Origin of the sequence: Noviherbaspirillum malthae, from assembly GCF_015352985.1 — a bacterium.
In the GTDB taxonomy this organism is placed as follows: Bacteria; Pseudomonadota; Gammaproteobacteria; order Burkholderiales; family Burkholderiaceae_D; genus Noviherbaspirillum; species Noviherbaspirillum malthae.
Genome location: NZ_JACYXF010000001.1, coordinates 315,920 through 337,726, shown reverse-complemented (window position 1 = coordinate 337,726; position 21,807 = coordinate 315,920). Strand labels below are relative to the sequence as shown.

General features: G+C 63.6%; 20 protein-coding genes. 3 read left to right on the top strand and 17 right to left on the bottom strand.

Annotated elements, in window-relative coordinates; all coding sequences use genetic code 11:
• Positions 1 to 192 precede the first annotated feature (192 nt).
• Positions 193 to 1,215, top strand: coding sequence for a hypothetical protein (locus tag IGW03_RS01635; RefSeq protein ID WP_194720752.1), 1,023 nt, complete (start codon positions 193 to 195; stop codon positions 1,213 to 1,215).
• Here the strand turns inward: IGW03_RS01635 and waaA are convergent.
• The 4 genes from waaA to IGW03_RS01615 all read right to left on the bottom strand — a co-directional run bounded on the left by waaA (position 1,212) and on the right by IGW03_RS01615 (position 6,111).
• A complete protein-coding gene (waaA, locus tag IGW03_RS01630; RefSeq protein ID WP_194720751.1) occupies positions 1,212 to 2,486 on the bottom strand; it encodes a lipid IV(A) 3-deoxy-D-manno-octulosonic acid transferase in 1,275 nt (424 codons plus the stop codon). The genes IGW03_RS01635 and waaA overlap by 4 nt on opposite strands.
• 13 nt (positions 2,487 to 2,499) lie before the next feature.
• Positions 2,500 to 3,507 (bottom strand): lipopolysaccharide heptosyltransferase I, encoded by a 1,008-nt coding sequence (gene waaC, locus IGW03_RS01625; RefSeq protein WP_194720750.1) that lies wholly within the window; start codon positions 3,505 to 3,507, stop codon positions 2,500 to 2,502.
• A 21-nt stretch (positions 3,508 to 3,528) separates the two neighbouring features.
• A complete protein-coding gene (locus IGW03_RS01620; RefSeq protein WP_194720749.1) occupies positions 3,529 to 4,905 on the bottom strand; it encodes a phosphomannomutase/phosphoglucomutase in 1,377 nt (458 codons plus the stop codon).
• Between the two features lie 75 nt (positions 4,906 to 4,980).
• Positions 4,981 to 6,111, bottom strand: coding sequence for an MraY family glycosyltransferase (locus IGW03_RS01615; RefSeq protein ID WP_194720748.1), 1,131 nt, complete (start codon positions 6,109 to 6,111; stop codon positions 4,981 to 4,983).
• Between IGW03_RS01615 and IGW03_RS01610 the strand changes: the two genes are divergently transcribed.
• Positions 6,110 to 6,289, top strand: a complete 180-nt coding sequence (locus tag IGW03_RS01610) for a hypothetical protein (RefSeq protein WP_194720747.1) — start codon at positions 6,110 to 6,112, stop codon at positions 6,287 to 6,289. The genes IGW03_RS01615 and IGW03_RS01610 overlap by 2 nt on opposite strands.
• A gap of 46 nt (positions 6,290 to 6,335) precedes the next feature.
• Here the strand turns inward: IGW03_RS01610 and IGW03_RS01605 are convergent, their stop codons facing one another.
• The 11 genes from IGW03_RS01605 to rfbB all read right to left on the bottom strand — a co-directional run bounded on the left by IGW03_RS01605 (position 6,336) and on the right by rfbB (position 18,647).
• Entirely contained in the window at positions 6,336 to 7,805 is a 1,470-nt protein-coding gene (locus tag IGW03_RS01605) for a flippase (protein ID WP_194720746.1), read from the bottom strand.
• Positions 7,806 to 7,830: 25 nt separating this feature from the next.
• Positions 7,831 to 8,988 carry a glycosyltransferase family 4 protein gene (locus IGW03_RS01600; RefSeq protein WP_194720745.1) on the bottom strand — a complete coding sequence of 386 codons (1,158 nt, stop codon included), beginning with the start codon at positions 8,986 to 8,988 and terminating at the stop codon, positions 7,831 to 7,833.
• Between the two features lie 11 nt (positions 8,989 to 8,999).
• Complete coding sequence (locus IGW03_RS01595; RefSeq protein WP_194720744.1) at positions 9,000 to 9,890, bottom strand: glycosyltransferase family 2 protein; 891 nt, start codon at positions 9,888 to 9,890, stop codon at positions 9,000 to 9,002.
• Between the two features lie 46 nt (positions 9,891 to 9,936).
• Positions 9,937 to 11,082: a glycosyltransferase family 4 protein gene (locus IGW03_RS01590; protein WP_194720743.1), complete on the bottom strand. Its 1,146-nt coding sequence runs from the start codon at positions 11,080 to 11,082 to the stop codon at positions 9,937 to 9,939.
• Between the two features lie 79 nt (positions 11,083 to 11,161).
• Complete coding sequence (locus tag IGW03_RS01585; protein WP_194720742.1) at positions 11,162 to 12,088, bottom strand: GDP-mannose 4,6-dehydratase; 927 nt, start codon at positions 12,086 to 12,088, stop codon at positions 11,162 to 11,164.
• Positions 12,072 to 13,115 (bottom strand): GDP-mannose 4,6-dehydratase, encoded by a 1,044-nt coding sequence (gmd, locus tag IGW03_RS01580; protein ID WP_194720741.1) that lies wholly within the window; start codon positions 13,113 to 13,115, stop codon positions 12,072 to 12,074. Before gmd ends, IGW03_RS01585 begins: the two co-directional genes overlap by 17 nt.
• A gap of 649 nt (positions 13,116 to 13,764) precedes the next feature.
• Positions 13,765 to 15,174: a mannose-1-phosphate guanylyltransferase/mannose-6-phosphate isomerase gene (locus IGW03_RS01575; protein ID WP_194720740.1), complete on the bottom strand. Its 1,410-nt coding sequence runs from the start codon at positions 15,172 to 15,174 to the stop codon at positions 13,765 to 13,767.
• Positions 15,175 to 15,251: 77 nt separating this feature from the next.
• Positions 15,252 to 16,133, bottom strand: a complete 882-nt coding sequence (gene rfbD / locus IGW03_RS01570) for a dTDP-4-dehydrorhamnose reductase (protein WP_194720739.1) — start codon at positions 16,131 to 16,133, stop codon at positions 15,252 to 15,254.
• Positions 16,130 to 16,687, bottom strand: a complete 558-nt coding sequence (gene rfbC / locus IGW03_RS01565; protein ID WP_194720738.1) for a dTDP-4-dehydrorhamnose 3,5-epimerase — start codon at positions 16,685 to 16,687, stop codon at positions 16,130 to 16,132. The genes rfbD and rfbC overlap by 4 nt, the downstream gene beginning before the upstream one ends.
• On the bottom strand, positions 16,684 to 17,571 hold the full coding sequence (rfbA, locus tag IGW03_RS01560; RefSeq protein WP_194720737.1) for a glucose-1-phosphate thymidylyltransferase RfbA: 888 nt from the start codon (positions 17,569 to 17,571) through the stop codon (positions 16,684 to 16,686). The genes rfbC and rfbA overlap by 4 nt, the downstream gene beginning before the upstream one ends.
• A complete protein-coding gene (gene rfbB / locus IGW03_RS01555) occupies positions 17,568 to 18,647 on the bottom strand; it encodes a dTDP-glucose 4,6-dehydratase (RefSeq protein WP_194720736.1) in 1,080 nt (359 codons plus the stop codon). Before rfbB ends, rfbA begins: the two co-directional genes overlap by 4 nt.
• Positions 18,648 to 18,868: 221 nt before the next feature.
• Here rfbB and IGW03_RS01550 point away from each other — a divergent pair, with 221 nt between their 5' ends.
• Positions 18,869 to 19,693, top strand: a complete 825-nt coding sequence (locus IGW03_RS01550; RefSeq protein ID WP_194720735.1) for a symmetrical bis(5'-nucleosyl)-tetraphosphatase — start codon at positions 18,869 to 18,871, stop codon at positions 19,691 to 19,693.
• Between the two features lie 61 nt (positions 19,694 to 19,754).
• On the opposite strand, the gene IGW03_RS01545 is transcribed toward IGW03_RS01550, so the two are convergent.
• Together IGW03_RS01545 and IGW03_RS01540 are read right to left on the bottom strand one after the other, a co-directional pair.
• Positions 19,755 to 20,513: a lysophospholipid acyltransferase family protein gene (locus tag IGW03_RS01545; RefSeq protein WP_194720734.1), complete on the bottom strand. Its 759-nt coding sequence runs from the start codon at positions 20,511 to 20,513 to the stop codon at positions 19,755 to 19,757.
• A 7-nt stretch (positions 20,514 to 20,520) separates the two neighbouring features.
• On the bottom strand, positions 20,521 to 21,807 hold the full coding sequence (locus tag IGW03_RS01540; RefSeq protein WP_194720733.1) for a dihydroorotase: 1,287 nt from the start codon (positions 21,805 to 21,807) through the stop codon (positions 20,521 to 20,523).

Sequence of the window (21,807 nt, the reverse complement as noted above, 5' to 3'; positions counted from 1 at the left end):
TTGGATATGCAAAGGGTTCTACGGCCCAAGCGGTGAATTTGTCGAAAAGTTCGTACGAGCAGATAGGAGCGTTGCGTGTGAAAGTGTTCTGGAAGACAAGGTGCTCCGGTTGCCCTATTCTGCAGGCGAGACGGAACTATCCATGGGACTCGGCCACTCATCCAGGTTGCCGCCTCCTGAAGAAATAAAGCCATGATTCCTTCGATCATTTCACACCCGCCTTCGCTGGCGTCTCCCTCCTCTCCCGATCGAACCGAATCACCATCTCCCTCTGTGGCTGCAACATCGCAAGCCACCGCTGTCGCCTCCAGTACTACGGCTTCGGCGCGTCCGGCAATGTCTCGCGCTGCCACCGCAGCCAAACTGCGCGCCTTGAGTCCTCTATCTGTTCCGGAGAGACAAGGCGGACACAAACGCTTCCCGTCACGGGACGCCGGTGAGCTGGCCGCGGAGTGTGGACGAATCAGCCAGGCGCCGAGATCGGCCTGCCTGGAATCGCCGCCCGGCCTGTTTCCGGAAAAGCCGGTCGGCCTCCCCGTGTTAAGGCATGCGGCCTCTACCAGCGTTTTGCAAGAGAAGTCGTTGAAAGCCCGGGGCTGGAATGCTCTGACCGCCGACGATGCGGGGGCGCTTGCCAAGGCAGGTTCCGACAGGCAGACATTGGCTGCGCAGTACGAACAAACTGATTTCTGGAAGAACGGCGAAAGAGCCGGGCTGATCCGGATGAAGAGAGAAAACGCAGGCACCGGCGCAGCGGATGCTGTATATCGCATGGCTGCGGCCGCCTTGATCAAATTCCCCGAGCTGCAATACAACAAAAACACGAAATTTCATTCCACCTTGATCCGGCAACCCGGCGGCGCCTGCCTTCTTGAAGATGCAAGGACCAGGAATACGGCGCCGCCTGTTGATGGGCGAAAATATATTTTCGTAACCATGCCGGATAGTACCGTCCGCGTGTGCCCGCAGGCATCCGGTGGCAATGGACATGCGCAAGTTTCAGGCTATGCGCCCTATGTGAAATATGCCGGCGAAGTGATTTTCGAAAAAGGGAAGGAAGTGAGCGCAACCCGGCAATCGGGCACTTATCTTCCGCCGCCGGAGAACGCCAGGGAACTCTCCGGGCTCAACTGTGAATTCATCGACGACTTTCAGGCCTTCGGCAGAGAGAGTACCGGCCAGGCTGCGGCGGCACACGCCGGTCGCCTTGATTAAGACAGACGGCGTTCGATCAGCTCGCGCAGCAATACCATGGTGCGCGCGGTCGCGCCGCGATGCTGGCGTGCGAAGGCAAGCGCCCTCTCTGCCATCGCCTCGCGCTGCCCGGCCTCTTTCAGCAGGCGCTGGGCTTCACTCACCATCGCCCCGGCATCCCCGACCCGCAATGCCGCGCCGGCGGCGACGGCGTCCTCGCTCACTGCCGCGAAATTGAAGGTATGCGGCCCGATCAGCACCGGCTTGCCGACCGCGCAGGCCTCGATCAGGTTCTGCCCGCCCAGGGGCAGCAGGCTGCCGCCGATGAAGGCCAAGTCGCAGGCTGCGTAATAGGCGAACATCTCGCCCATGGAGTCGCCCAGCAAGACCTGCACATCGGCGGGGGCGGGACGGTCATCCATGGCCGTGCGGCGCAGCACTGCGAACCCGCGTTCCTGCGCCATGCGCGCCACCTCGTCGAAGCGCTGCGGATGGCGCGGCACGATCAGCAGCAAGGCATCGCCGGACCCGGCTTCCTTCCATGCATCAAGGATCAGGCTTTCCTCGCCTTCGCGCGTACTGGCGCAGAGGAAGACCGGCCGCGCGCCGATCAGCGCGCGCATTGCCAGCCCCTTGTCCACGGCGGCCTGCGGCGGCGTGACGTCGAACTTGACGCTGCCGGTCACCGCCACATGCGGCGCGCCGAGCGAACGCAGCCGCTGCGCGTCGGCCTCGGTCTGCGCGGCGACGCAGGCCATGCTGCGCGCCGCTTCAGTCATCAAGGCCGACAGGCGCTGCGCCTTGGCCAGCGAGCGCTCGGACAGGCGGGCATTGACCAGCGCCACCGGCACCTGATGGCGGCGGCATTGCGCCATCACGTTCGGCCAGACTTCGGTTTCCATCAGGATGCAGATGGCGGGCCTGAAGTAGCGCAGGAAGCGGCCGACCATCCAGTTGGTGTCATAGGGCAGATAGCACTGACGCAGGCGCTCGCCGTGCTTGCCGTACAGCGCCTGCCCGGTGGCGCGGCCGGTGGGCGTCATGTGAGTCAGCAGGATGGCGTGACGCGGATAGGCGGCCAGCAGCGCATCGATCAGCGGTTCGGCGGCGCGGGTTTCCCCGACCGAGACGGCATGCACCCACAGCAGCGGCCGCGTCGGCGGCGGCGAATAGAAGCCGAAGCGTTCGGCCAGATGCCGGCGGTAGCCCGGTTCCTTGCGGCCGCGCAGCCACAGGCGGGCGAGCACCAGAGGTAGCGCCAGCCACCATGCGAGGGAATAGAGAAGACGCATCGAGCCGTCCGATTCAGGCCGGCGCGCGCCGGGCATCGGCCGCGCCCAGCAGGCTGGTGATGGCGCTGGCGACATCGGCCACCGAGGGCGGCGCGCCCTGGTCGCCGAGGTTGATGATGCTGGAAGACCAGTTGCCCTCGGTCTTCCAGCGTGGCGAATCGCAGTACAGTTCGATGGTGGGCCGCTCGTAGGCGGCGGCGATGTGGGTGAGGCCGGTATCGACGCCGATGGCAAGCGTCGCGCGCTGCGCCAGCAGCACGGCTTCCATCATCGAGAGTTTCGGCAGTACGGTGGCATTGACCATCTGCGCGGCAAGACGCTGCGCATCCTCTTTTTCGGCATCGCTGCCCCAGGCCAGCAGCACCGGCAGGCCGCGCTCGGCCAGCAGGCCGGCGGTTTCCACCCAGTTTTCCGGCGCCCATTGCTTGGAGGCGCGTGCGGTGGCATGGAAGAAGACGGCATACCGGCCTTCCTGCAGCCATCCGGGCGTCTGTTCCACTTGCGGCGGCGCCAACAGGAAATTGGCGGGCGTGTCGACCTTGTAGCCGAACGCCGCGGCGGCCACCAGGCGTCCGCGCAGGACCGCATGCGTACGGACGTCGACCGGAATGCTCTTGTGATGAAAGATGCGCGAGACGCCTTCGTACCCCGAGCCTTCGGTGCCATTGGCCAGCCCGAAGCGCATGCCGCCCGGCGCCAGCCTTGCCATGCGCATGACGATGCCGGTCTTGGTCAGGCCCTGGGTATCGAACACGAAGTCATAAGCGTCTTCGCGCAGGCGCTCCCGGAAGCGGCGGATCTCGGCTCGCGTCTGCGAGGCCAGCAGGCTCTTGCGCCAGCGCCGCAGCGCGAACGGGATCACATGGCGCACGCCGGTGTTAAGCCGCACCAGGCTGGTGTAGGCTTCCTCCACCACCCAGTCGATCTGCGCATCCGGATGATGGCGCAGGATGTCGGCCACCATCGGCATGTTGTGCACCACGTCGCCGAGCGAGGAGACGCGGACGATCAGGATCTTCATGACCGGTACCGGAACGCTGCCTCAGAACGGCAGCTCGGCGTCGGGCTTGGCTGCAAGAATGGCGCGCTTGAAGTCGTTCTGGATGCGCGCCAGCGCTTCCTGCGACTCGCCCTCGAAACGCATCACCACTACCGGCGTCGTGTTCGACGAGCGCGCCAGCCCGAAACCGTCCGCATACTCCACCCGCAAGCCGTCGATCGTCACGATCTCCTGCGCATCGGCAAACTTCGCCTCCTGCTGCAGCTTCGCAATCAGCGACACGTTCTCGCCCTCTTCCAGGTGCAGGTGCAGCTCCGGCGTGCTGCTCGACTGCGGCAAGGCATTGAGCACCGCCGACGGATCGTCCAGGCGCGACAGCAGCTCCAGCATGCGTGCGCCCGCATACAGGCCGTCATCGAAGCCGTACCAGCGGTCCTTGAAGAACACATGCCCGCTCATCTCCCCGCCCAGCGGCGCGCCCGTTTCGCGCAGCTTGGCCTTGACCAGCGAATGCCCGGTCTTCCACATCAGCGGCACGCCGCCGTGCTGCTTCACCCAAGGCCCGATATGCCGGGTGCACTTGACGTCGTAAAGGATTTCCTTGCCCGGATGGCGGGTCAGCACGTCGGCCGCGAACAGCATCAGCTGGCGGTCGGGATAGATGATCTGGCCGTCCTTGGTGACCACGCCGAGGCGGTCGCCGTCGCCGTCGAAGGCCAGGCCGATCTCGGCATCGGTCTCCTGCAGGCAGCGGATGAGGTCCTGCAGGTTTTCCGGGTGGGCGGGGTCGGGATGGTGGTTGGGGAAGTTGCCGTCGACTTCGCAGAACAGTTCGACGACCTCGCAGCCCATGGCCTTGTAGAGTTCGGGGGCGAAGGCGCCGGCCACGCCGTTGCCGCAGTCGACAGCGATCTTCATCTTGCGCGAGAGTTTCACATCGCTGGTGATGCGCTCGAGATAGGCCGCCTTGATGTCGTGGGTGCGGTAGCTGCCGCTGCCCTGGGCGAAGTCGCCCTTGACGATGGTCTGGTACAGGCCCTGGATGGCGTCGCCGTAGATGGCCTCGCCGGCGAGCACCATCTTGAAGCCGTTGTAGTCGGGCGGGTTGTGGCTGCCGGTGACCATGATGCCGGACTGCGCATCGAGGACATGAGTCGCAAAGTACAGCATCGGCGTGGCAACCACGCCGAGATCGATGACATTGACGCCGGCGCGCTGCAGACCGGCCGCCAGCGCCGCAGCGAGTTCGGGCCCCGAGAGGCGGCCGTCGCGGCCAATGACCACGGTCTGCTCGCCCTTCCTGGCGGCTGCGGTGCCGAATGCCTGTCCGATCCTGCCGGCAACGTCGTTGTCGAGTGTCTTGCCGACGATGCCGCGGATGTCGTATGCCTTGAAGATGCTTTGGGAAAGAGTGGTCATGATCGAAGAAGTGCAAAAAAGGGAAACTATACGGAATGCGGAGGAATGCTGCAGGAAGCGGCGATGTTGCCAGCGCTAATCCTTTTTTGGATCGCGTTTCTTGTGGCGAGGCAGCTTTTTCCTTCGAACAATCATCCAGCGCGGCGAACGGAAGCGCACGATGCGGGCATAGAGCCAGACATAGCTGACGACGAACAGGAGCGCCATGCCCATCAGCACCCAGGTATGGCGCCAGAACAGCGTCGCCGGCACCACCGCCATCAGCGACAGCATCCATAGATAAGGCGAAGTCATCGCATTGCCGAGGTTGAGCGCCCGTGCATCATGCCGGCCGACGGCCCAGACCACGACGCGGCGGAAGATCAGGCTGTGCAGGTGGATGCCGTCCGGCGCGCCAGGCGACTGGCCGCGCAGGAACAGCCGGCGATAAGCGGAAAACAGGGTTTCGAAGACCGGGTAGATCAGGAGCAGCACCGCGTACCAGGTCGAGACTTCGGGATTGCGCATCACCAGCAGCACCGACAGTTCTCCCAGCATGAAACCGAGGAAATAGGCGCCGCCGTCGCCGAGGAAGATCAGGCCTGCCGGATAATTCCAGACCAGGAATCCGGCGGCGGCGCCGGCGACCACGAGCGCGGCCACCACGATGAAGGTGTCGTTGACCTGCAGCGCGACATAGCCGAGCGAGAGCAGCATGGTGATGCTGACCACGGTGGCCAGGCCATTGAAGCCGTCGATGATGTTGACCGCGTTGGCGATGCCCGCCACCGCCAGCACCGTCAGCGGCAGCGCCAGCCAGATGTAGCTGAAGGTCCAGGTCGCATACGGCCAGTCGATGCGCTCGATGCGCGCACCGAGCAGGTAGAAGCCCATGACGGCGGCCACCATGGTCAGCAGCAGGCGCCGCGCGGGACTGACGTTCTTGGTCAGGTCTTCCACGAAACCGCCTGCGAAGGCGACGCTGGAACAGACCAGCAGCATCAGGATGCCCTGCCCGATGTGCGGCGTGCGCAGCATGGCAATGGCCGCCGTGATCACCACGGCCATGAAAATGCCTGCGCCGCCGATGCGGGGCACGGCGCGCACATGCACCTTCTGCACGCCGTCAAGATCATGGTCGAACACCGCATGGTGCCGGCGCGCCTGCTTGATGATGAACAGCGTCAGAAGGACGGAAACGATGAAACTGATGAGAAAAGACGACATGAAGTTGAGCAATGGCCGCTGCGATCGTGCCGCGTGCGCTGCGTCGCTGACGACGGCGTACAAGTGGCGGCATCCATGGATGGCGGCGGGCCGGGCGAAGAAAGGTGACAGTCTAAATTATTGCCAGGCGTTTATCATCAAAAACACTGGCTTTTTACGCAATATTTCAATGACTTAACAGACTGCTATTGATCCGGCCCGAAAATGGGTCAGGCCGGCTCCCCTCACCCCGGTCCTCTCCCGGAGGTAGAGGGTGAGATCAGCGGCTGTTTGCGGTCGGAAGCGTTCAGGAAAACCAGCCAAGCCAGCGCAAGTGCCGTTACGGCCGCCGCCGCGCCGGCCAGCGCCCGCCACTGCAGCGGCCAGTCCGGCTGCGAACAGATGCCGGCGGCGGAAATGAGCAGGATGCCGAGCGCCAGCGGCTTGACGGCCGGTTTTGCGCTGCCGGGACCGACCAGCCGCAGCAGCAGCAGGCAGTCGATGGACACGCGGAAGGTCCAGGCAACGGCGGCGCCGATGATGCCCCAGGCGGCAACAGCAGCCGCCAGGGCAATCGCATACAGGGGAAACTCGATCATGTGGAGCTTGGCCGTGATTTCAGAACGCTCATGGGCCTGCAGCCAGGCCAAAGGCAGGTAGGACACGGCATTGACGAAAATGCCTACCGCAACGATTTCCACCACCTGATACCCGTTTTGCGCGAAGTCCGGGCCGAGCCAGAGGCGCAGGCCGTCATAGGCGCCGACCGCCGCCAGCATGCACATCGGCAGCATCAGCGCGGCGATCACCCTCACGCCGCGCTGGTAGAGCTCCGACAGCGCCACGCCGTTCTCGCCCTGGCGTCCGGCGAACTTGGGAAACAGCACGCCGGCCAAAGCGCCGGGAATCACCAGCGTGCGCAGCATCACTTCCTGCGAGGTGACATACCAGGCGACTGCCGTGGGCGTGAGCAGCGCCGCCAGCACGAAACGGTCGGAATAGACCATCAGCGGACCGACGATGTTCGACACGGTAATCCAGCCGCCCTCCTGGAAGAAGGCGCGCAGGCTGGTCGGCTGCAGCGCTCCGATCAGGATGCCCCGGTCCACCCGCAGGCAGGCCAGCGCATGGGCGAGCATCGACAATACGCGGCCGACGACGATGGCCGCGATCAGCATGTCCAGGGTCGACCAGACCACCGCGGCCAGCGCCGGCGCGGCATAGGTCCAGGCGCCGAACACGGTGCGCAGCAGGTTGACGCGGGCGAAGCGGTGCACCCCTTCCAGTACGCCGCGCAGCCAGTTGGTGGCCAGCGTGGCCGGCACGCCGATTGCGATCCAGTTCCATCCGGCCGCCATTTCCCGGCCGAGCGGACCGGCAGGCAGAAAACCTTGGAACAGGAAGCGCGCGCCGAGAATCAGCAGGCCGATGATGATCAGTCCGGGCAGCGCCTTCTGCCAGAGGAAGCTGCGCAGCTCTCCCAGTTCCTCGGTCAGCCTGCCTTCCTGCGAGGCGCTGGCGACGCGTCGCGTCACTACCCGGCCGAGCCCGAAATCCAGGAAACCGAAATAGCCGACCAGCGCCCAGACCACGCCGAGCGCGCCCAGCCGTTCGACGCCGGCCGCATGCGCGATCACCGGCACCGACAGCAGCGCGACCAGCATCGGCGCCACATGGCCGAGAAGATTGAAGGCGAAGAAGCGCACCGTAGCCATGGCGGATGCAATCAGCGGACGGGCATCAGGTGGTCACCATCGATGGTTCCAGCACCGCATCGTAGAAGGCGAGCGAAGTCGCGGTCATGCCTTCCCAGGTAAACAGCCGGCTCTGCTGCAGGCCGCGTTCGATCAGGCGCGCACGCTCTTCGGGGTCGCCCAGCAGGCGGTCCATGGCTGCGGCGATCTGCCCGTGATCGCCGGGATCGACCTGGATCGCCGCCTGTCCGGCGACTTCCGGCATGGAGGAGATATTGCTGGTGATGGTGGGTACGCCTGCGGCCATGCCTTCGAGGGGTGGCAGGCCGAAGCCCTCGTAGAACGACACATAGGTGAACAGCAGCGCCGACTTCAGCAGCGCATGCTTTTCCGCCTCGTTGATATAGCCGGTCAGCACGATGCGTTCGCGTACCGGCGAGGCGTCGATATGGCCGAGCACGTCTTCGTAATCCCATCCGAGCTTGCCGGCGATGACCAGCTTGACGTCGGGATGGGCAGCGGCCACCGCTTCGAACGCCTTGACCAGGCCAAGGATGTTCTTGCGCGGCTCGATGGTGCCGACATACAGCACATAGCGGTCGATGTCGAACCGCTTGCGCAGCGAATCGACCAGCGCCGCATCCGGCGCCGATGCCAGCCGCGCCAGATCGGCGCCGAGCGGGATGACCTGCTCCGGCGCACGCGAATCGGGAAAGTAGCGCTTGAAGTCGCGCAGCGTCGATTCGGAGATGAACAGCAGTCCTTCGGTGCCGCGCAGCTTGCGGATGAAGTACTGGAAGAACAGGCGCTTGACCGGCACATGCAGCTGCGGAAACAGGAAGAAGGACATGTCGCAGACGGTGACGATGCGCTTGTAGCGTCCGAACGAGAGCAAGGGAAAGCTGTAATGCAGCGAATGCACCGCGGCGATGCCCTTGGCCAGCGCATAGCCGGGGATATAAGCCTGCTCCAGCACGACGCGCAAAGCCAGGCGGCGGAAAATTGATGCCTTGAGCGGCTTGACGACCGCACCGGGAACACGCCGCGTCTCGCGCAGCAGTTCGGCATCGTCGTCGAGCACGAGGAAATGCAGCTGCAGGCCGGGCGCCGCCGCCTGCAGGCAGCGGATGTAGTTGAGCGCATAGATGCCCACGCCGGTGCGCTGCAGCGGCAGCTGGGTGAGGTCGATCAGGACTTTCTTCATGCGCTGCCCGTTCATGACTTGCGGTCGGCCAGCGAGTCGGACGCCGAAGCGGCTGAGGCAGCAGCCTGCTCTTCATCAGGCGCCTGGCCCCGGGTCATCTGCCGCAGCGCCCTGCGATTGACGGCGTGGCGTTCGGCATCGAATATCCAGCCCCATTTGCTGAAATACTGAACGGCGGAGCGGATATGGCGCTTCAGCAGCGCGCTGTTCTTGTAGGAACCCTTCTGGTACGCATGGACGATGGATACCTTCGGATAGAAGACCGTCCGCGCAACCCGGCCGATGCGGCGCGACAGGTCCACGTCTTCCAGGTACATGAAAAAGCGCTCGTCGAAGCCGCCGACCCGCTCCAGCACCGGCGCGCGCAGGAACATGAAGCAGCCCGAGAGTGCCGGCACATCCATGATGCCGTCATAGCCGCTCCCGCGCATTTCATAGGTATCGAGCCGGCCGCTGGCCTTGTAAAGACCGGGCAGGAAGCGCCGCACCCACAGGTCGGCCGGCGTCGGCAGCAGCTTGCAGAGATGCTGGCGGCTGCCGTCGGGATAGCGGATGTCGGGCATGATGAGGCCGATGTCCTGGTGTGCCTCCATGTAGGCATGCAGGGCCGGCAACACCTCGGGGCCGAAGGAGATGTCCGGATTGAGCACCGCGTGGTAGCGCGTGCCCTGTGACAGCGCTTCGCGCATCGCAAGGTTGTGGGCGGCGCCGAATCCGGGATTGTCCGGACGATGAATGTAGCGGGCGCCGAAGCGGCGTGCCACCTCCGCCAGCGTGTCGTCGGAAGAATTGTCGACCAGGTAGATCGCGACATCCATCGCGCTGGACGCGGCGCTGCGCAGCACCTCCGCGATCTGCTCGGGAGGGTTGTGATAGCTGACGATGGCGCAACTGATCTGCATGATGCCTGGAAATGATGGGTCTGGCCTGATTCTAACCGGCTGCGGCTCAGGTGAGTACCTTGCGGTAGACATCGAGCGTCTGCAGGGCGAAGCGGCGCCAGGTAAAGGAGGCGGCGCGTTCCCTGCCGGCCTGCGCCAGCTGCGCATGCATGGCGTCGTCTTCCAGCAGCAAGCGCATGTGCCGTGTGATCGCTTCGTCGTCGAGCGGCTCCACCAGCAGGCCGGCCTCGCCGACGACTTCCGGCAGCGATGCGCGGTTGGAGGCGATTACCGGCGTGCCGCAAGCCATGGCTTCCAGCGGCGGCAGGCCGAATCCTTCGTAGATCGACGGATAGACGAACATTCTCGCGCCCGAATACAGCGCAGGCAGGTCGCCCTGCGCAACAAAGCCGGTCAGCACGACTTCGCCTCGTGAAATCATTTGCTGAAGCCCGGCGGAAAACTTTTCCATGCCCCAGCCGTGCATGCCGACGATCACCAGCGGCGTTTGACGCCGCACGCCGTCGGGCAGGCGGCTGAAGGCGGCGATGACGGTGGAAAGGTTCTTGCGCGGCTCCAGCGTGCCGACGGCAAGGATGTACCGCCCGGCTTGCAGGCCATGCTGCGCCAGCACGGCGCCGGATGCCGCTATCGGACAAAATTCCGGCGCTACGCCAAGCAGAATGGTCGTGACCCGCTCCGGAGCAAGGCCGTAATGATCGATCACTTCCTGCCTGACGAATTCGGAATCGACCACGATATGGTCGGCGCGCCTCAGCACGGAAGGCAAGACCCGGTTCATTTCCCGAACCCGCTCGGCCGGATGCGTCTCGGGATAGCGAACCCAGGAAATATCGTGAACGGTGACAACCGTGGGTCCGCGGTAACGCAGAGCAAGATAGGCGGGCTCGTGATACAGCGAGATCCCGTGCCTGCGCGCGCCTCCGGAAAAGCGCACCTGCTTGAGCAGGCGGGTGAGCACCAGCGGATTGGGCAGGTAGCGCTTGATCGCGTCGTTGATCCGGCGCGCCGCCGGCGGCGCGGCGGTGCGCAATTCCTGGCTCCAGTTGGTGCCGTAGAACAGCCACGGCTGAAGCGGGAGCAATTGCTGCATTTCCGAAACCAGGCGGTAGGTGTACTGTCCGACGCCGGTCAGCGGCCCGAGCAGCGGTACGGCATTGATCCCCACGCGCATGCCGTTCAATGGATCCATGCTTACCTCCCGTCGCCCAGGACAAGCCAGGGGTGCCGCCGCCTGCGGGTCGATTGTCTGAAGCCTGGTCAGCACGTTGTCAGGCGCCGATGCCGGCCGAATACATCCAGCGCAGGGTATCGTCCAGGGTATGGGTTTCCATGTCGCCGACGATGGAGCGCAGCTTGTCCGGCGAGCCGATCAGTACCTTGACCTCGGACTGGCGAACGAAGGCCGGATTGACGCGCACCTCGATTTCATAACCGGCGATCTCCTGCATCATCTCGATGATGGAACGCAGGGAGTACGGCCTGCCGCTGCAGACATTGACGGTTTCGCCGGCACAGTTGTTTTCGAGCAGGCCATGGTAGGCGGAGGCCACCATGCGCACGTCGGAGAAATCGCGTTCGACATCCAGGTTGCCGAGTTCGATCACCGGCGCGCGCTGGACGAAATGGGAAACGATCTTCGGCACGAGAAAATTGGGCTGCTGCCCCACGCCGGTATAGTTGAACGGACGTGTGATAACGATCGGCATGCGGTCCGACCAGGTACGCACCAGGTGCTCCATCGCCAGCTTGCTGGCCGCATAGTGGTTCACCGGCTGCGGCGGCTGGGTTTCTGCGATCATGCCTTCGGTGGCATTGCCGTACACATTGGCGCTGCTGGCCACCAGTACGCGCTTGGGCGACAGCTTCGTGTCGGCGAACGCCTGCAGCAGGTTCATGGTGCCGATGACGTTGACGCGGTAGAAGGCATCGGCGTCGGCATGCGCGACAAAGCTGATGGCGGCAAGATGCACGAGGTAGTCCGGACGCACCTTTTCCATCACCCGCCGGCAGTCGTCCAGCGAGGTGATGTCCAGCGTCATTTCATGCGGTCCCTTGGCGGCGCCGACCAGCGCGCCGCAGACCGAATAGCCGGCTGCCTCCAGCTCCGCCCGGACATACTTGCCGGTGAAGCCGTTGGCGCCGGTCAGCAGCACCCGGCCGCGATGGCCGGTTGCCGCATTAGAAGGAGAACCCACGCTCGTTTCTCCGCAGATCGGCCTGTACCATCATCTGGCACAACTGCTCCAGCGTCGTCTTGGGCGCCCAGCCCAGCTTTTCCATGGCCTTGGCCGGGTTGCCGATCAGCAGATCGACTTCGGCGGGACGGTAGAACTTGGGATTGACGCGCACGACGATCTTGCCGCTGTTGGCATCGACCGCCACTTCATCCTCGCCAGAGCCGCGCCATTCCAGCGGCATGTCGGCGGCCTTGAAGGCCATGGTGACGAAGTCGCGCACGGTTTCGGTACGGTTGGTGGCGAGCACGAAGGTATCCGGCTCGTCGGCCTGCAGCATGCGCCACATGCCTTCCACGTATTCCTTCGCATAACCCCAGTCGCGCTTGGCGTCCATGTTGCCCAGCTCCAGTACATCCTGCTTGCCGAGACGGATCTTGGCGACGGTGTCGGTGATCTTGCGGGTGACGAATTCGCGGCCGCGCAGCGGGGATTCATGATTGAACAGGATGCCGCTGGAGCCGAAGATGTTGTACGACTCGCGGTAGTTGATGGTGATCCAGTGACCGTAGAGCTTGGCCACGCCATAGGGGCTGCGCGGATAGAAAGGCGTGCTTTCGATCTGCGGAATGGCTTGCACCTTGCCGAACATTTCGGAGGTCGATGCCTGGTAGAAACGGATGTTCGGGTTGACGATGCGAATGGCTTCGAGCAGATTGAGCGGGCCGATGCCGGTGATTTCCGCCGTGGTCGCGGGCTGGTCGAAGGACACGCCGACGAAGCTCTGCGCAGCAAGGTTGTAGACCTCGGTGGCGCCGGTCGACTGCAGCAGGCGGATGCTCGCGCTGAGGTCGGTCAGGTCGTATTCGACGAGGTGCAGGTTGGGATGCTTTTCGATGCCCAGTTCTTCGATCCGCCAGAAGTTGACCGAGCTGGTGCGGCGGTAGGTGCCATGGACGACATAGCCCTTGTTGAGCAGAAGTTCGGCGAGATAGGCGCCATCCTGACCGGTGATGCCGGTGATGACTGCGATAGATGGTTTAGTCATTTTAAGCTTGGTGAAGTCTGGAAAAAGGAAAAAGAGGAAACCAACTTGCGTCGGCAGCACGGCTCTTCATGGCAATTGTGGAAACGCTTTCCGAGCACCTGCACAAATTAGTGGAAATCAATATTGTTCGTGATAACGGAAATCAAAGTTGTTTCAATATTGCATGACATTCCGTTCACGACGTCACGCCCTGGAACCGGTTCGCCTTGGCCTGTCTTTCTCAGCCGCAGTGCAGCCATCATGTTGCTTTGTGAAGAACGCGATTATATAACCCCGACAAGCCGGTTCCGCTATTTTTGTCATTGCGGGACAAAAGCGGAGTGCCGCTGTCCGCCAGGGGGCTGCTGCGCTTGGCCCAGGACCTTTCCGGTTCGTTCAGAACGGGAGCGCTCCGGAAAAACGTCGATACGCCGGCGTTGCCGTCGGATTCAAGTCCGCCTGGTCCCACGCCCATGCCGGGTCATGTCAGGAAAATTTTTTCGGAGCAGGCGCTCCTCGCGTGAATATGCCGCAAGGAGCTGCGATCAGCGAGCCCGGCAACTCTCGGTCAGCAGCCGCTTGGCCGGTTGCAGGCCGCAATTGATCCTGCCAGAAGCTGTCCGACATGACGCCGGGAAGCGGCACATCGGACGAACAAGCCCGATCACAATTATTGTGCCCTGCCGTAGATGTCTTCGAAACGGACGATGTCATCCTCGCCCAGATAGGAGCCGCATTGTACCTCGATCAGGGCCAGCTCCGCGTCGCCGACGTTGGTGAGGCGATGCTTGTTGCCGGCAGGGATATAGGTCGATTCATTGGCTTGCAGGGTGATCGTATCCTCGCCATTGACGACCTCGGCCTTGCCGGAGACAACGACCCAGTGTTCGCTGCGGTGGTGATGCATCTGCAGCGACAGCGAGGCGCCGGGCTTGACCTCGATGCGCTTGATCTTGAAGCCGGGCGCATCCTGCAGCACGGTGTAGGTACCCCAGGGGCGCGATACGGTGCGGTGGGTCTTGTGGGCTTCATGACCCGCCGCCTTGAGGCGGGTCACCACTTCCTTGACTTCCTGGCTGCGCGCCTTGTCGGCCACCAGCAGCGCATCCGGCGTGTCGATCACCAGCAGGTTGTCCAGGCCGATCACCGCGACCAGGCGGTCGGTGGTCTGGATGTGGGTGTTGCGGCTGTCGATGACGATGGTCTGGCAATTGTTGTTGGTGTTGCCCGCCTCGTCCGCCGGAATGGCTTCCGCCACGGCTTTCCAGGCACCGATGTCGCTCCAGTCGAAATCGCCGGGGATGACGGCGATGTTCTTCGCCTTTTCCATCACCGCATAGTCGATGGAAATGTTTTCCAGCGTGTTGAACGAGGCCGGAAGCTCCATCTTGTCGCCGACCGCCTTCGTGCTGTTCCATACGTTGCGGGCGGCTTCCAGCAGGGCCGGATTGTAGGTGGCGAAGGCATCCAGGATGGTGCTGGCCTTGAAGCAGAACATGCCGCTGTTCCAGACATAGTTGCCTTCGGCGAGGTAGCGCGCCGCGGTGACCGCATCCGGCTTTTCGACGAAGCGCTGCACCATCTGGGCATGCTCGCTGACCTTGTTGCCCATCTCGATGTAGCCGAAGCCGGTTTCGGGAGCCTTCGGCTTGATGCCGAACAGGACCAGGAAGCCGTCCTTGGCCAGGTTCTCGGCGTGCTGCACCGCCGTGTAGAACGACGGCGTATCCTTGATCAGGTGATCGGCCGGCAGCACCAGCATGCAGGCGTCGGGTTTCTGCTGCATGGCCCACATCGCGGCAAGCGCGATGGCTGGCGCGGTGTTGCGGCCGGTCGGCTCGAGCAGGTAGTGAGGCTTTACTTCCTGGTCATCGAGTTCGTCGTGCGACAGGAAATAGTAGTCGCGGTTGGTGACGATCAGCGGCGCGGTATTGCCCGACACCGCGAGCGCGCGCTCATGGGTTTGCGTCAGCAGGCTCTTGCCGTCGCCGATGCGCATGAAGGGCTTGGGATGCGCTTCGCGGGAAACAGGCCAGAGTCGGGTACCGGCACCGCCGGAAAGGATGATGGGAATCAGCATAATTTATCTCACTGTTTTGAATTCATTCAGGCTGGCGGCACCGCCTTGTGAGCGGCGCCTGTTCGGCATTGCCTTCGTCAATCGAGACATAGTTTCAACGCACTGTCCCAGGCAGGCAGTCCGCAGAATGTGCGGATCAGCTTGTCGCAGGACAGCACCGAATTCGCCGGCCGCCGTGCAGGCAGCGGGTAATCCTTCGTCGTTATGGGCAGAACCAGCGGTTTCGTGCTTGATGGCCTCTGTGCAACAATAGTCTGCGCGAAACCATGCCAGGTGGTTTGACCTTGCGCAGCAAGATGATAGAGGCCGGCCTTTTCGCGCCAGCGCGCCTCGTCAAGCCCCGCGCCGCCGGCCTCGGACTGTAGGGCCGCTACAACATGTGCGGTCGTGTCGGCGATGGTGCGGCACCAGGTCGGCGCGCCGTATTGATCCGCAACAATGCGCAATTCGTCCCGCTCGCCAGCCAGGCGCTGCACGGTCAGCAGAAAATTGTGCCCTCGCCTGCCGTACACCCAGCTGGTGCGGAAGATCAGGCATGGGATGCCGCTGGCTTCGATCGCCTGCTCGCCCGCGAGCTTGGTGCGGCCGTAGACATTGATCGGTCCGGTCGCATCGTCTTCCGTATAGGCGCCGGACTTGCTGCCGTCGAACACGTAATCGGTCGAGTAGTGGATCATCGCCGCGCCGACCTTGCGCGCTGCCTCGGCCATCACCGCCGGCGCCTCGCCATTGATGCGCATGGCCAGCTCGGGTTCGGACTCGGCCTTGTCCACTGCGGTATAGGCAGCAGGATTGACGATCAGCGCCGGGCGCAGCTCGAGTATCGTCTCGCGGACCTGGTCCAGGTCGGCCAGGTCCATCGCGGCGCGATCCAGGGCGATGACTTCGCCCAAGCCCTGCAGGCTGCGCTCCAGCTCGTAACCGACCTGGCCGGTCTTCCCCGTCAGCAGTATTTTCATGAATAGACCTCGGCATTCCTGAGCAGCTTGCCGCTGCGGTCCTTCTCCGACAGCACCGGCTCGAAGCCGATCGGCCACTCGATGCCAACTTCCGGATCGTTCCAGGCGATGCAGCGCTCGTGCTCCCTTGCCCAGTAATCGGTGGTCTTGTAGAGGAATTCGGCGGAATCGCTGGTCACCACGAAGCCGTGCGCGAAGCCGGGCGGCACCCACATCTGCAGCTTGTTGTCGGCGGAAAGCACCGCTCCCACCCATTTGCCGAAGGTGGGCGATCCCTTGCGGATGTCAACCGCCACATCGAAGACTTCGCCGGCGATGACGCGTACCAGCTTGCCCTGGGCTTGCTCGATCTGGTAATGCAGCCCGCGCAATACGCCTTTCGAAGACCGCGAATGGTTGTCCTGCACAAAATCCACTGCCCTGCCGCCGTTGACCAGCTCGGCGAATTCGCGCTGGTTGAAGCTTTCGAAGAAAAAGCCGCGCTCGTCTCCGAACACGTCGGGCTTGATGATCTTCACATCGGCAATGGTGGTTGCTGTCACCTGCATGATCAAAACACCTTGTCCCTGAGTATGTGCAGCAGATATTGGCCGTAGCCGTTCTTCATGAGCGGCTGCGCCAGCGTTTCCAGGTGCTCCGCCGTGATGTAGCCCATGCGGTAGGCAATCTCCTCGGGACATGCCACTTTCAGGCCCTGGCGCTTTTCCAGTGTCGCGATGAACTGCGCGGCGTCGAGCAGCGAATCGTGGGTGCCGGTGTCGAGCCAGGCCGTGCCGCGGCCCATGACCTCGACGGTGAGCTGGCCGCGGTCCAGGTAAGCCTGGTTGACGTCGGTGATTTCCAGTTCGCCGCGCGCGGAAGGCCGGATGCCGGCGGCAATGTCGCAGACCTGCTCGTCGTAGAAGTAGAGACCGGTGACCGCGTAATTGGATTTGGGCACCGCCGGCTTTTCGACGATGCTGGCCGCGCGGTTGTCGCTGTCGAACTCGACCACGCCGTAGCGCTCGGGATCGAGCACGTGATAGGCGAACACCGTGGCGCCGCTCGATGCGGAACAGGCGCTCTTCAGCTGGGCGGCGAAGTCGTGGCCGTAATAGATGTTGTCGCCCAGGATGAGCGCGGACTGCGCGCCGCCGATGAATTGGCGTCCGATGATGAAAGCCTGCGCCAGGCCTTCCGGCGCGGGCTGCTCGGCATAGCTCAGGCTGATGCCCCACTGGCTGCCGTCGCCCAGCAGCTCGGAAAAGCGCGAGCGGTCCACCGGCGTCGTGATGATGAGGATGTCGCGTATGCCGGCCAGCATCAGCGTGGTCAGCGGATAGTAGATCATCGGCTTGTCGTACACCGGAAGCAGCTGCTTGGAAATCGACATCGTCACCGGATATAGCCGGGTGCCGGAACCGCCTGCCAGAATGATGCCCTTGCGCGAAGTCGTCATGCGCGCCTCCCGGGAAGGGAAGGCCGGTCGCCGTAGTTCCTTTCGACCCACTGCAGGTAGGCGCCCGACTGGATGTCCTTCACCCAGTCCGGATGGTCGAGGTACCAGCGCACCGTCTTGCGGATGCCGGTCTCGAAGCTTTCCGCCGGACGCCAGCCGAGTTCGCGTTCGATCTTGCCTGCATCGATCGCGTAGCGGCGGTCATGGCCGGGCCGGTCCTGCACGAAACCAATCAGCTGCCGGTAGCTTGCCGCCGCCGGCGCCAGGCTGTCGAGGACGTCGCACAGGGCATGCACCACCTCGAGATTGGTCTTTTCATTGCAGCCGCCGATGTTGTATGTCTCCCCCGGCCTGCCGGCCTCCAGCACGCGCCGGAGCGCCGCGCAGTGGTCGCCCACATACAGCCAGTCGCGCACATTGCTGCCGTCGCCGTAGATGGGCAATGTCTTGCCGGCCAGCGCATTGGCGATCACCAGCGGGATCAGCTTTTCGGGAAACTGGCAAGGGCCGTAGTTGTTGGAACAGTTGCCGGTCAGCGTGGCCAGGCCATAGGTATGGTGATAGGCGCGGACCAGGTGGTCGGATGCCGCCTTGGAGGCCGAATAGGGACTGTTGGGCGCGTAAGGGGTGCTTTCCATGAATGGGGGATCGCCGGCATTCAGGGAGCCGTACACTTCGTCGGTGGACACGTGAAGGAACCGGAACGCCGGCTGCTCGCCGGCCGGCAGGCGCGACACGTAGGCGCGCGCGGCTTCCAGCAGGCTGAAGGTCCCGTTGACATTGGTCGTGATGAAGTCGCCCGGCGCATGAATCGAGCGGTCGACATGGCTCTCCGCGGCGAAATGCACGATCGCCCGCGGACGGTACCTGTCGAGCAGCGACGCCACCAGGGTGCCGTCGCAGATGTCGCCCTTGACGAAGGTGTGACGCGCATCGTCGCGAACCGAAGCCAGATTGCCGAGGTTGCCGGCATAGGTGAGCTTGTCCAGATTGACAATGGACTCGTCACTCGAAGCCATCCAGTCCAGAACGAAATTGGCGCCGATGAAGCCCGCCCCGCCTGTCACTAGAATCATGCAATGCCCCCCGCTTCGGAAATTTCCGATAAACCCATGATTTTACTAAAAAATTAATTACCCGATCGAAGGTTTTGTGCATTACAGCAGAAAAGCGTCCATACAGGCGTAATCGATTGTTACCCGTTTGTATAGGGTTTGTAGCCGGCAGGATCGGGAGCGATTTTCTATAATGCGTGGTTCGCCTTCCCGCAAGGCACGACTCGTTATCAAAGAAAACCATGCCCACTTACGCTATCGGCGACCTCCAAGGCTGCCGCGGCAAGCTTGCCGAACTGCTGGACAAGATCCGGCTTTCCTGCCCCGAACCCCGCCTCATCTTTGTCGGCGACCTCGTCAACCGGGGCCCGCAGTCGCTCGAGACTTTACGCGAAGTCAAGGCGCTCGGCGATACCACGAATGTGGTACTCGGCAATCATGATCTGCATCTGCTGGCGGTTGCACACGGCATCCGCCGCGCCCATCACTCCGACACGATCAACGACATCCTGGACGCGCCTGACCGCGACGAACTGCTCGACTGGCTGCGCCACCGGCCGCTGGCCATCTTCGAAGACAATCATCTGCTGGTGCACGCCGGCGTGCTGCCGCAATGGACCGCCCGGCAGACCATGGAACTGGCGGCTGAAGTCGAGGCCGTCCTGCAAGGCCCGAACTGGGTGGATTTCCTGCGCCAGATGTACGGAAATGCCCCGGCACGCTGGGACGATTCCCTGCAAGGCCCCGACCGCCTGCGCTGCATCGTCAATGCCCTGACCCGCCTGCGCTTCTGCACGGAAGACGGCACCATGGACCTTGCGACGTCGAAGGGAACGGAAATCGAAGTGCCCGGCTACATGCGCTGGTTCGACGTGCCCGGCCGCAAGACGGAGGATGTCACCGTGGTATTCGGACACTGGTCGACGCTGGGGCTCACCATGCTGCCCAATATCATCAGCCTCGACACCGGCTGCCTCTGGGGCGGCAAGCTGAGCGCCGTCTGTCTGCAAGACCGCAGCGTCCTGCAGGTTCAGTGCCCGCAATATCAGAAGCCGGGATCGATCTGACACGAGATCCGGGCATAGCCGTGCCTCTTTCACCGCACGGCGCAAGCGGTGCGGAATAGTGCTATGCCCGGCTGGCTTCGCGACCTTCCGCCATGCCCAGGGCTTCGGCAATTTCCCGGTGGGCCGCATCCGCAAGTTCACGCCTGTGGCTGTCGGCACGCGTCTCGATGGGCGCAAGCAGCTCCAGGTGCGCCACCATGCCGCCGGATTTGAGCACGCTGATCATGCTTTCGACGAAAGTCATCTCGCCGACGAAGTCGGCGGCCGCATGCAGCTTGCCCGACTTGTCGGCATAACGCACCGCGTAAGGCTGCACCGGCACCTCCGCCTCGACCGCGGCTTCAAAGAGATTGGCATGGAAAGGCAGCAGCGTGCCCTGCGCCGCCGTGGTTCCTTCGGGAAAGAAGGCCACTCGTTCTCCGGCGTGGAGACTCGCAACCAGACCCTGGTAGATGCGGCGCACATCCCGCAGCTTGCCGCGTGAAATAAAGATCGTTCCCGTCTTTTCGCACAGCCAGCCGATGAGCGGCCAGTCCCGGATATCCGATTTCGCGACGAACCGGCAAGGCTCGATCGAGTTGATCACGAAGATGTCGAGCCAGGAGACATGATTGGAAACGATCAATGCCCGCGCGGCCGGCTGCACGCCCGGACGGCTGGCGACGCGCACCTCGACGCCGGCGAGCGCCACCAGCTTGGCCGACCAGCGCTTGATGCGTTCCTGCCGCCCGGCATGGCCGAGCAGCGGAAAGACGAAGGCGCAGGTAGCCAGCCCCTGGAACAGGTGCAGCACCACGCGCAGGAGGCGGAACGCCGGCATGCGCGCTTCAGCGCTGGTAGGCGACGCAGCCGGCAACGACCGTTGCCTTCACCTGGCCCTGCATCTCATAGCCGAGGAAAGGCGTGTGCTTGCCCTGGCTGGCGAGCGCCTTGGCATCGACCTTCCACCGCGCTTCCGGATCAAAGACGCAGATATCGGCGCTGCTGCCCACCGCCAGTCCGCCGAAAGGCAGGCCGGCCACCCTGGCGGCATCGGAAGTGATCTTGGCGATCGCCCTGGACAGCTGGTTTTCAGCCTTGCCCAGCGATTCGTCGGCCCATTTCAGGGCCAGCGGCAGGAGCAGTTCGAGACCCGTCGCACCGGGCGAAGCTTCACCGAATGGCAGCAGCTTTTCATCGTCGTCGACCGGCGTATGGTCCGAGCAGATCGCATCGACGGTGCCGTCGAGCAGGCCCTGGCGGATCGCATCGCGGTCGCGCATGGCGCGCAGCGGCGGCGTCAGGCGGGCATTGGGATCGAAGAATCCGATGTCGATGTCGGTGAGATGCACATGGTGGGCACCCACGTCGCAGGTGACCGGCAGGCCTTCCTTCTTGGCGGCGCGCACCAGTTCCAGGCCGGCGGCGGACGACATGCGGCACAGATGCACGCGCGTGCCCGTCAGGCGCATCAATTCAAAAATGGTGTGCAGCGCAATGGTTTCGGCCATCACCGGCACGCCCGACAGGCCGAGGCGGGAAGCCACCGGGCCGCTGTGGGCGATGCCGCCGCGGCCGAGATGCGGATCCTGCGGCCGCAGCCAGACGGTGAAGTTGAAGGTTTTCGCATACTGCAGCGCGCGCAGCAGGACCGTCGTATCGACGATGGTTTCCTCCGCCTGGGAGAAGCCGATGCAGCCGGCTTCGGTCAGTTCGGCCATTTCGGTCAGGGCCTGTCCCTTGAGGCCGGCGGTGAGCGCGCCGAGCGGGTAGACATGCGCCTGGTTCAGGCTCTTGGCGCGGTACTTGAGCATTTCGACCAGGCCGGGCTCGTCGAGCACCGGGTCGGTGTCGGGCGGGCAGACCAGGCTGGTCACGCCGCCCTGCATCGCGGCCTGCATTTCCGATTCCAGCGTGGCCTTGTATTCATAGCCGGGCTCGCGCAGGCGGGCGCTCAGGTCCACCAGGCCAGGCGCCACCACGAGGCCGGCGGCGTCGATAGTCCGTTCCGCCTCGAAGCCTTCCGGCGCCTTGCCGAGCGCGGCGATCCTGCCGTCGGCGACATACACATCCATCTGCGCATCGATGCCGTTGGCCGGGTCGATCACGCGGCCATTCTTGATATGAAGTTTCAT

Excerpts from the sequence above, each read along its gene's own strand:
- waaC (WP_194720750.1), bottom strand. The coding sequence starts at position 3,507 with ATGAAGATCCTGATCGTCCGCGTCTCCTCGCTCGGCGACGTGGTGCAC.
- IGW03_RS01620 (WP_194720749.1), bottom strand. The coding sequence starts at position 4,905 with ATGACCACTCTTTCCCAAAGCATCTTCAAGGCATACGACATCCGCGGC.
- IGW03_RS01595 (WP_194720744.1), bottom strand. The coding sequence starts at position 9,890 with ATGCAGATCAGTTGCGCCATCGTCAGCTATCACAACCCTCCCGAGCAG.
- rfbB (WP_194720736.1), bottom strand. The coding sequence starts at position 18,647 with ATGATTCTAGTGACAGGCGGGGCGGGCTTCATCGGCGCCAATTTCGTT.
- rfbD (WP_194720739.1), bottom strand. The coding sequence starts at position 16,133 with ATGAAAATACTGCTGACGGGGAAGACCGGCCAGGTCGGTTACGAGCTG.
- IGW03_RS01600 (WP_194720745.1), bottom strand. The coding sequence starts at position 8,988 with ATGAAGAAAGTCCTGATCGACCTCACCCAGCTGCCGCTGCAGCGCACC.
- IGW03_RS01605 (WP_194720746.1), bottom strand. The coding sequence starts at position 7,805 with ATGGCTACGGTGCGCTTCTTCGCCTTCAATCTTCTCGGCCATGTGGCG.
- waaA (WP_194720751.1), bottom strand. The coding sequence starts at position 2,486 with ATGCGTCTTCTCTATTCCCTCGCATGGTGGCTGGCGCTACCTCTGGTG.
- IGW03_RS01575 (WP_194720740.1), bottom strand. The coding sequence starts at position 15,174 with ATGCTGATTCCCATCATCCTTTCCGGCGGTGCCGGTACCCGACTCTGG.
- gmd (WP_194720741.1), bottom strand. The coding sequence starts at position 13,115 with ATGACTAAACCATCTATCGCAGTCATCACCGGCATCACCGGTCAGGAT.
- rfbA (WP_194720737.1), bottom strand. The coding sequence starts at position 17,571 with ATGACGACTTCGCGCAAGGGCATCATTCTGGCAGGCGGTTCCGGCACC.
- IGW03_RS01550 (WP_194720735.1), top strand. The coding sequence starts at position 18,869 with ATGCCCACTTACGCTATCGGCGACCTCCAAGGCTGCCGCGGCAAGCTT.
- IGW03_RS01590 (WP_194720743.1), bottom strand. The coding sequence starts at position 11,082 with ATGGATCCATTGAACGGCATGCGCGTGGGGATCAATGCCGTACCGCTG.
- IGW03_RS01610 (WP_194720747.1), top strand. The coding sequence starts at position 6,110 with ATGAAGTTGAGCAATGGCCGCTGCGATCGTGCCGCGTGCGCTGCGTCG.
- IGW03_RS01615 (WP_194720748.1), bottom strand. The coding sequence starts at position 6,111 with ATGTCGTCTTTTCTCATCAGTTTCATCGTTTCCGTCCTTCTGACGCTG.
- IGW03_RS01635 (WP_194720752.1), top strand. The coding sequence starts at position 193 with ATGATTCCTTCGATCATTTCACACCCGCCTTCGCTGGCGTCTCCCTCC.
- IGW03_RS01545 (WP_194720734.1), bottom strand. The coding sequence starts at position 20,513 with ATGCCGGCGTTCCGCCTCCTGCGCGTGGTGCTGCACCTGTTCCAGGGG.
- IGW03_RS01540 (WP_194720733.1), bottom strand. The coding sequence starts at position 21,807 with ATGAAACTTCATATCAAGAATGGCCGCGTGATCGACCCGGCCAACGGC.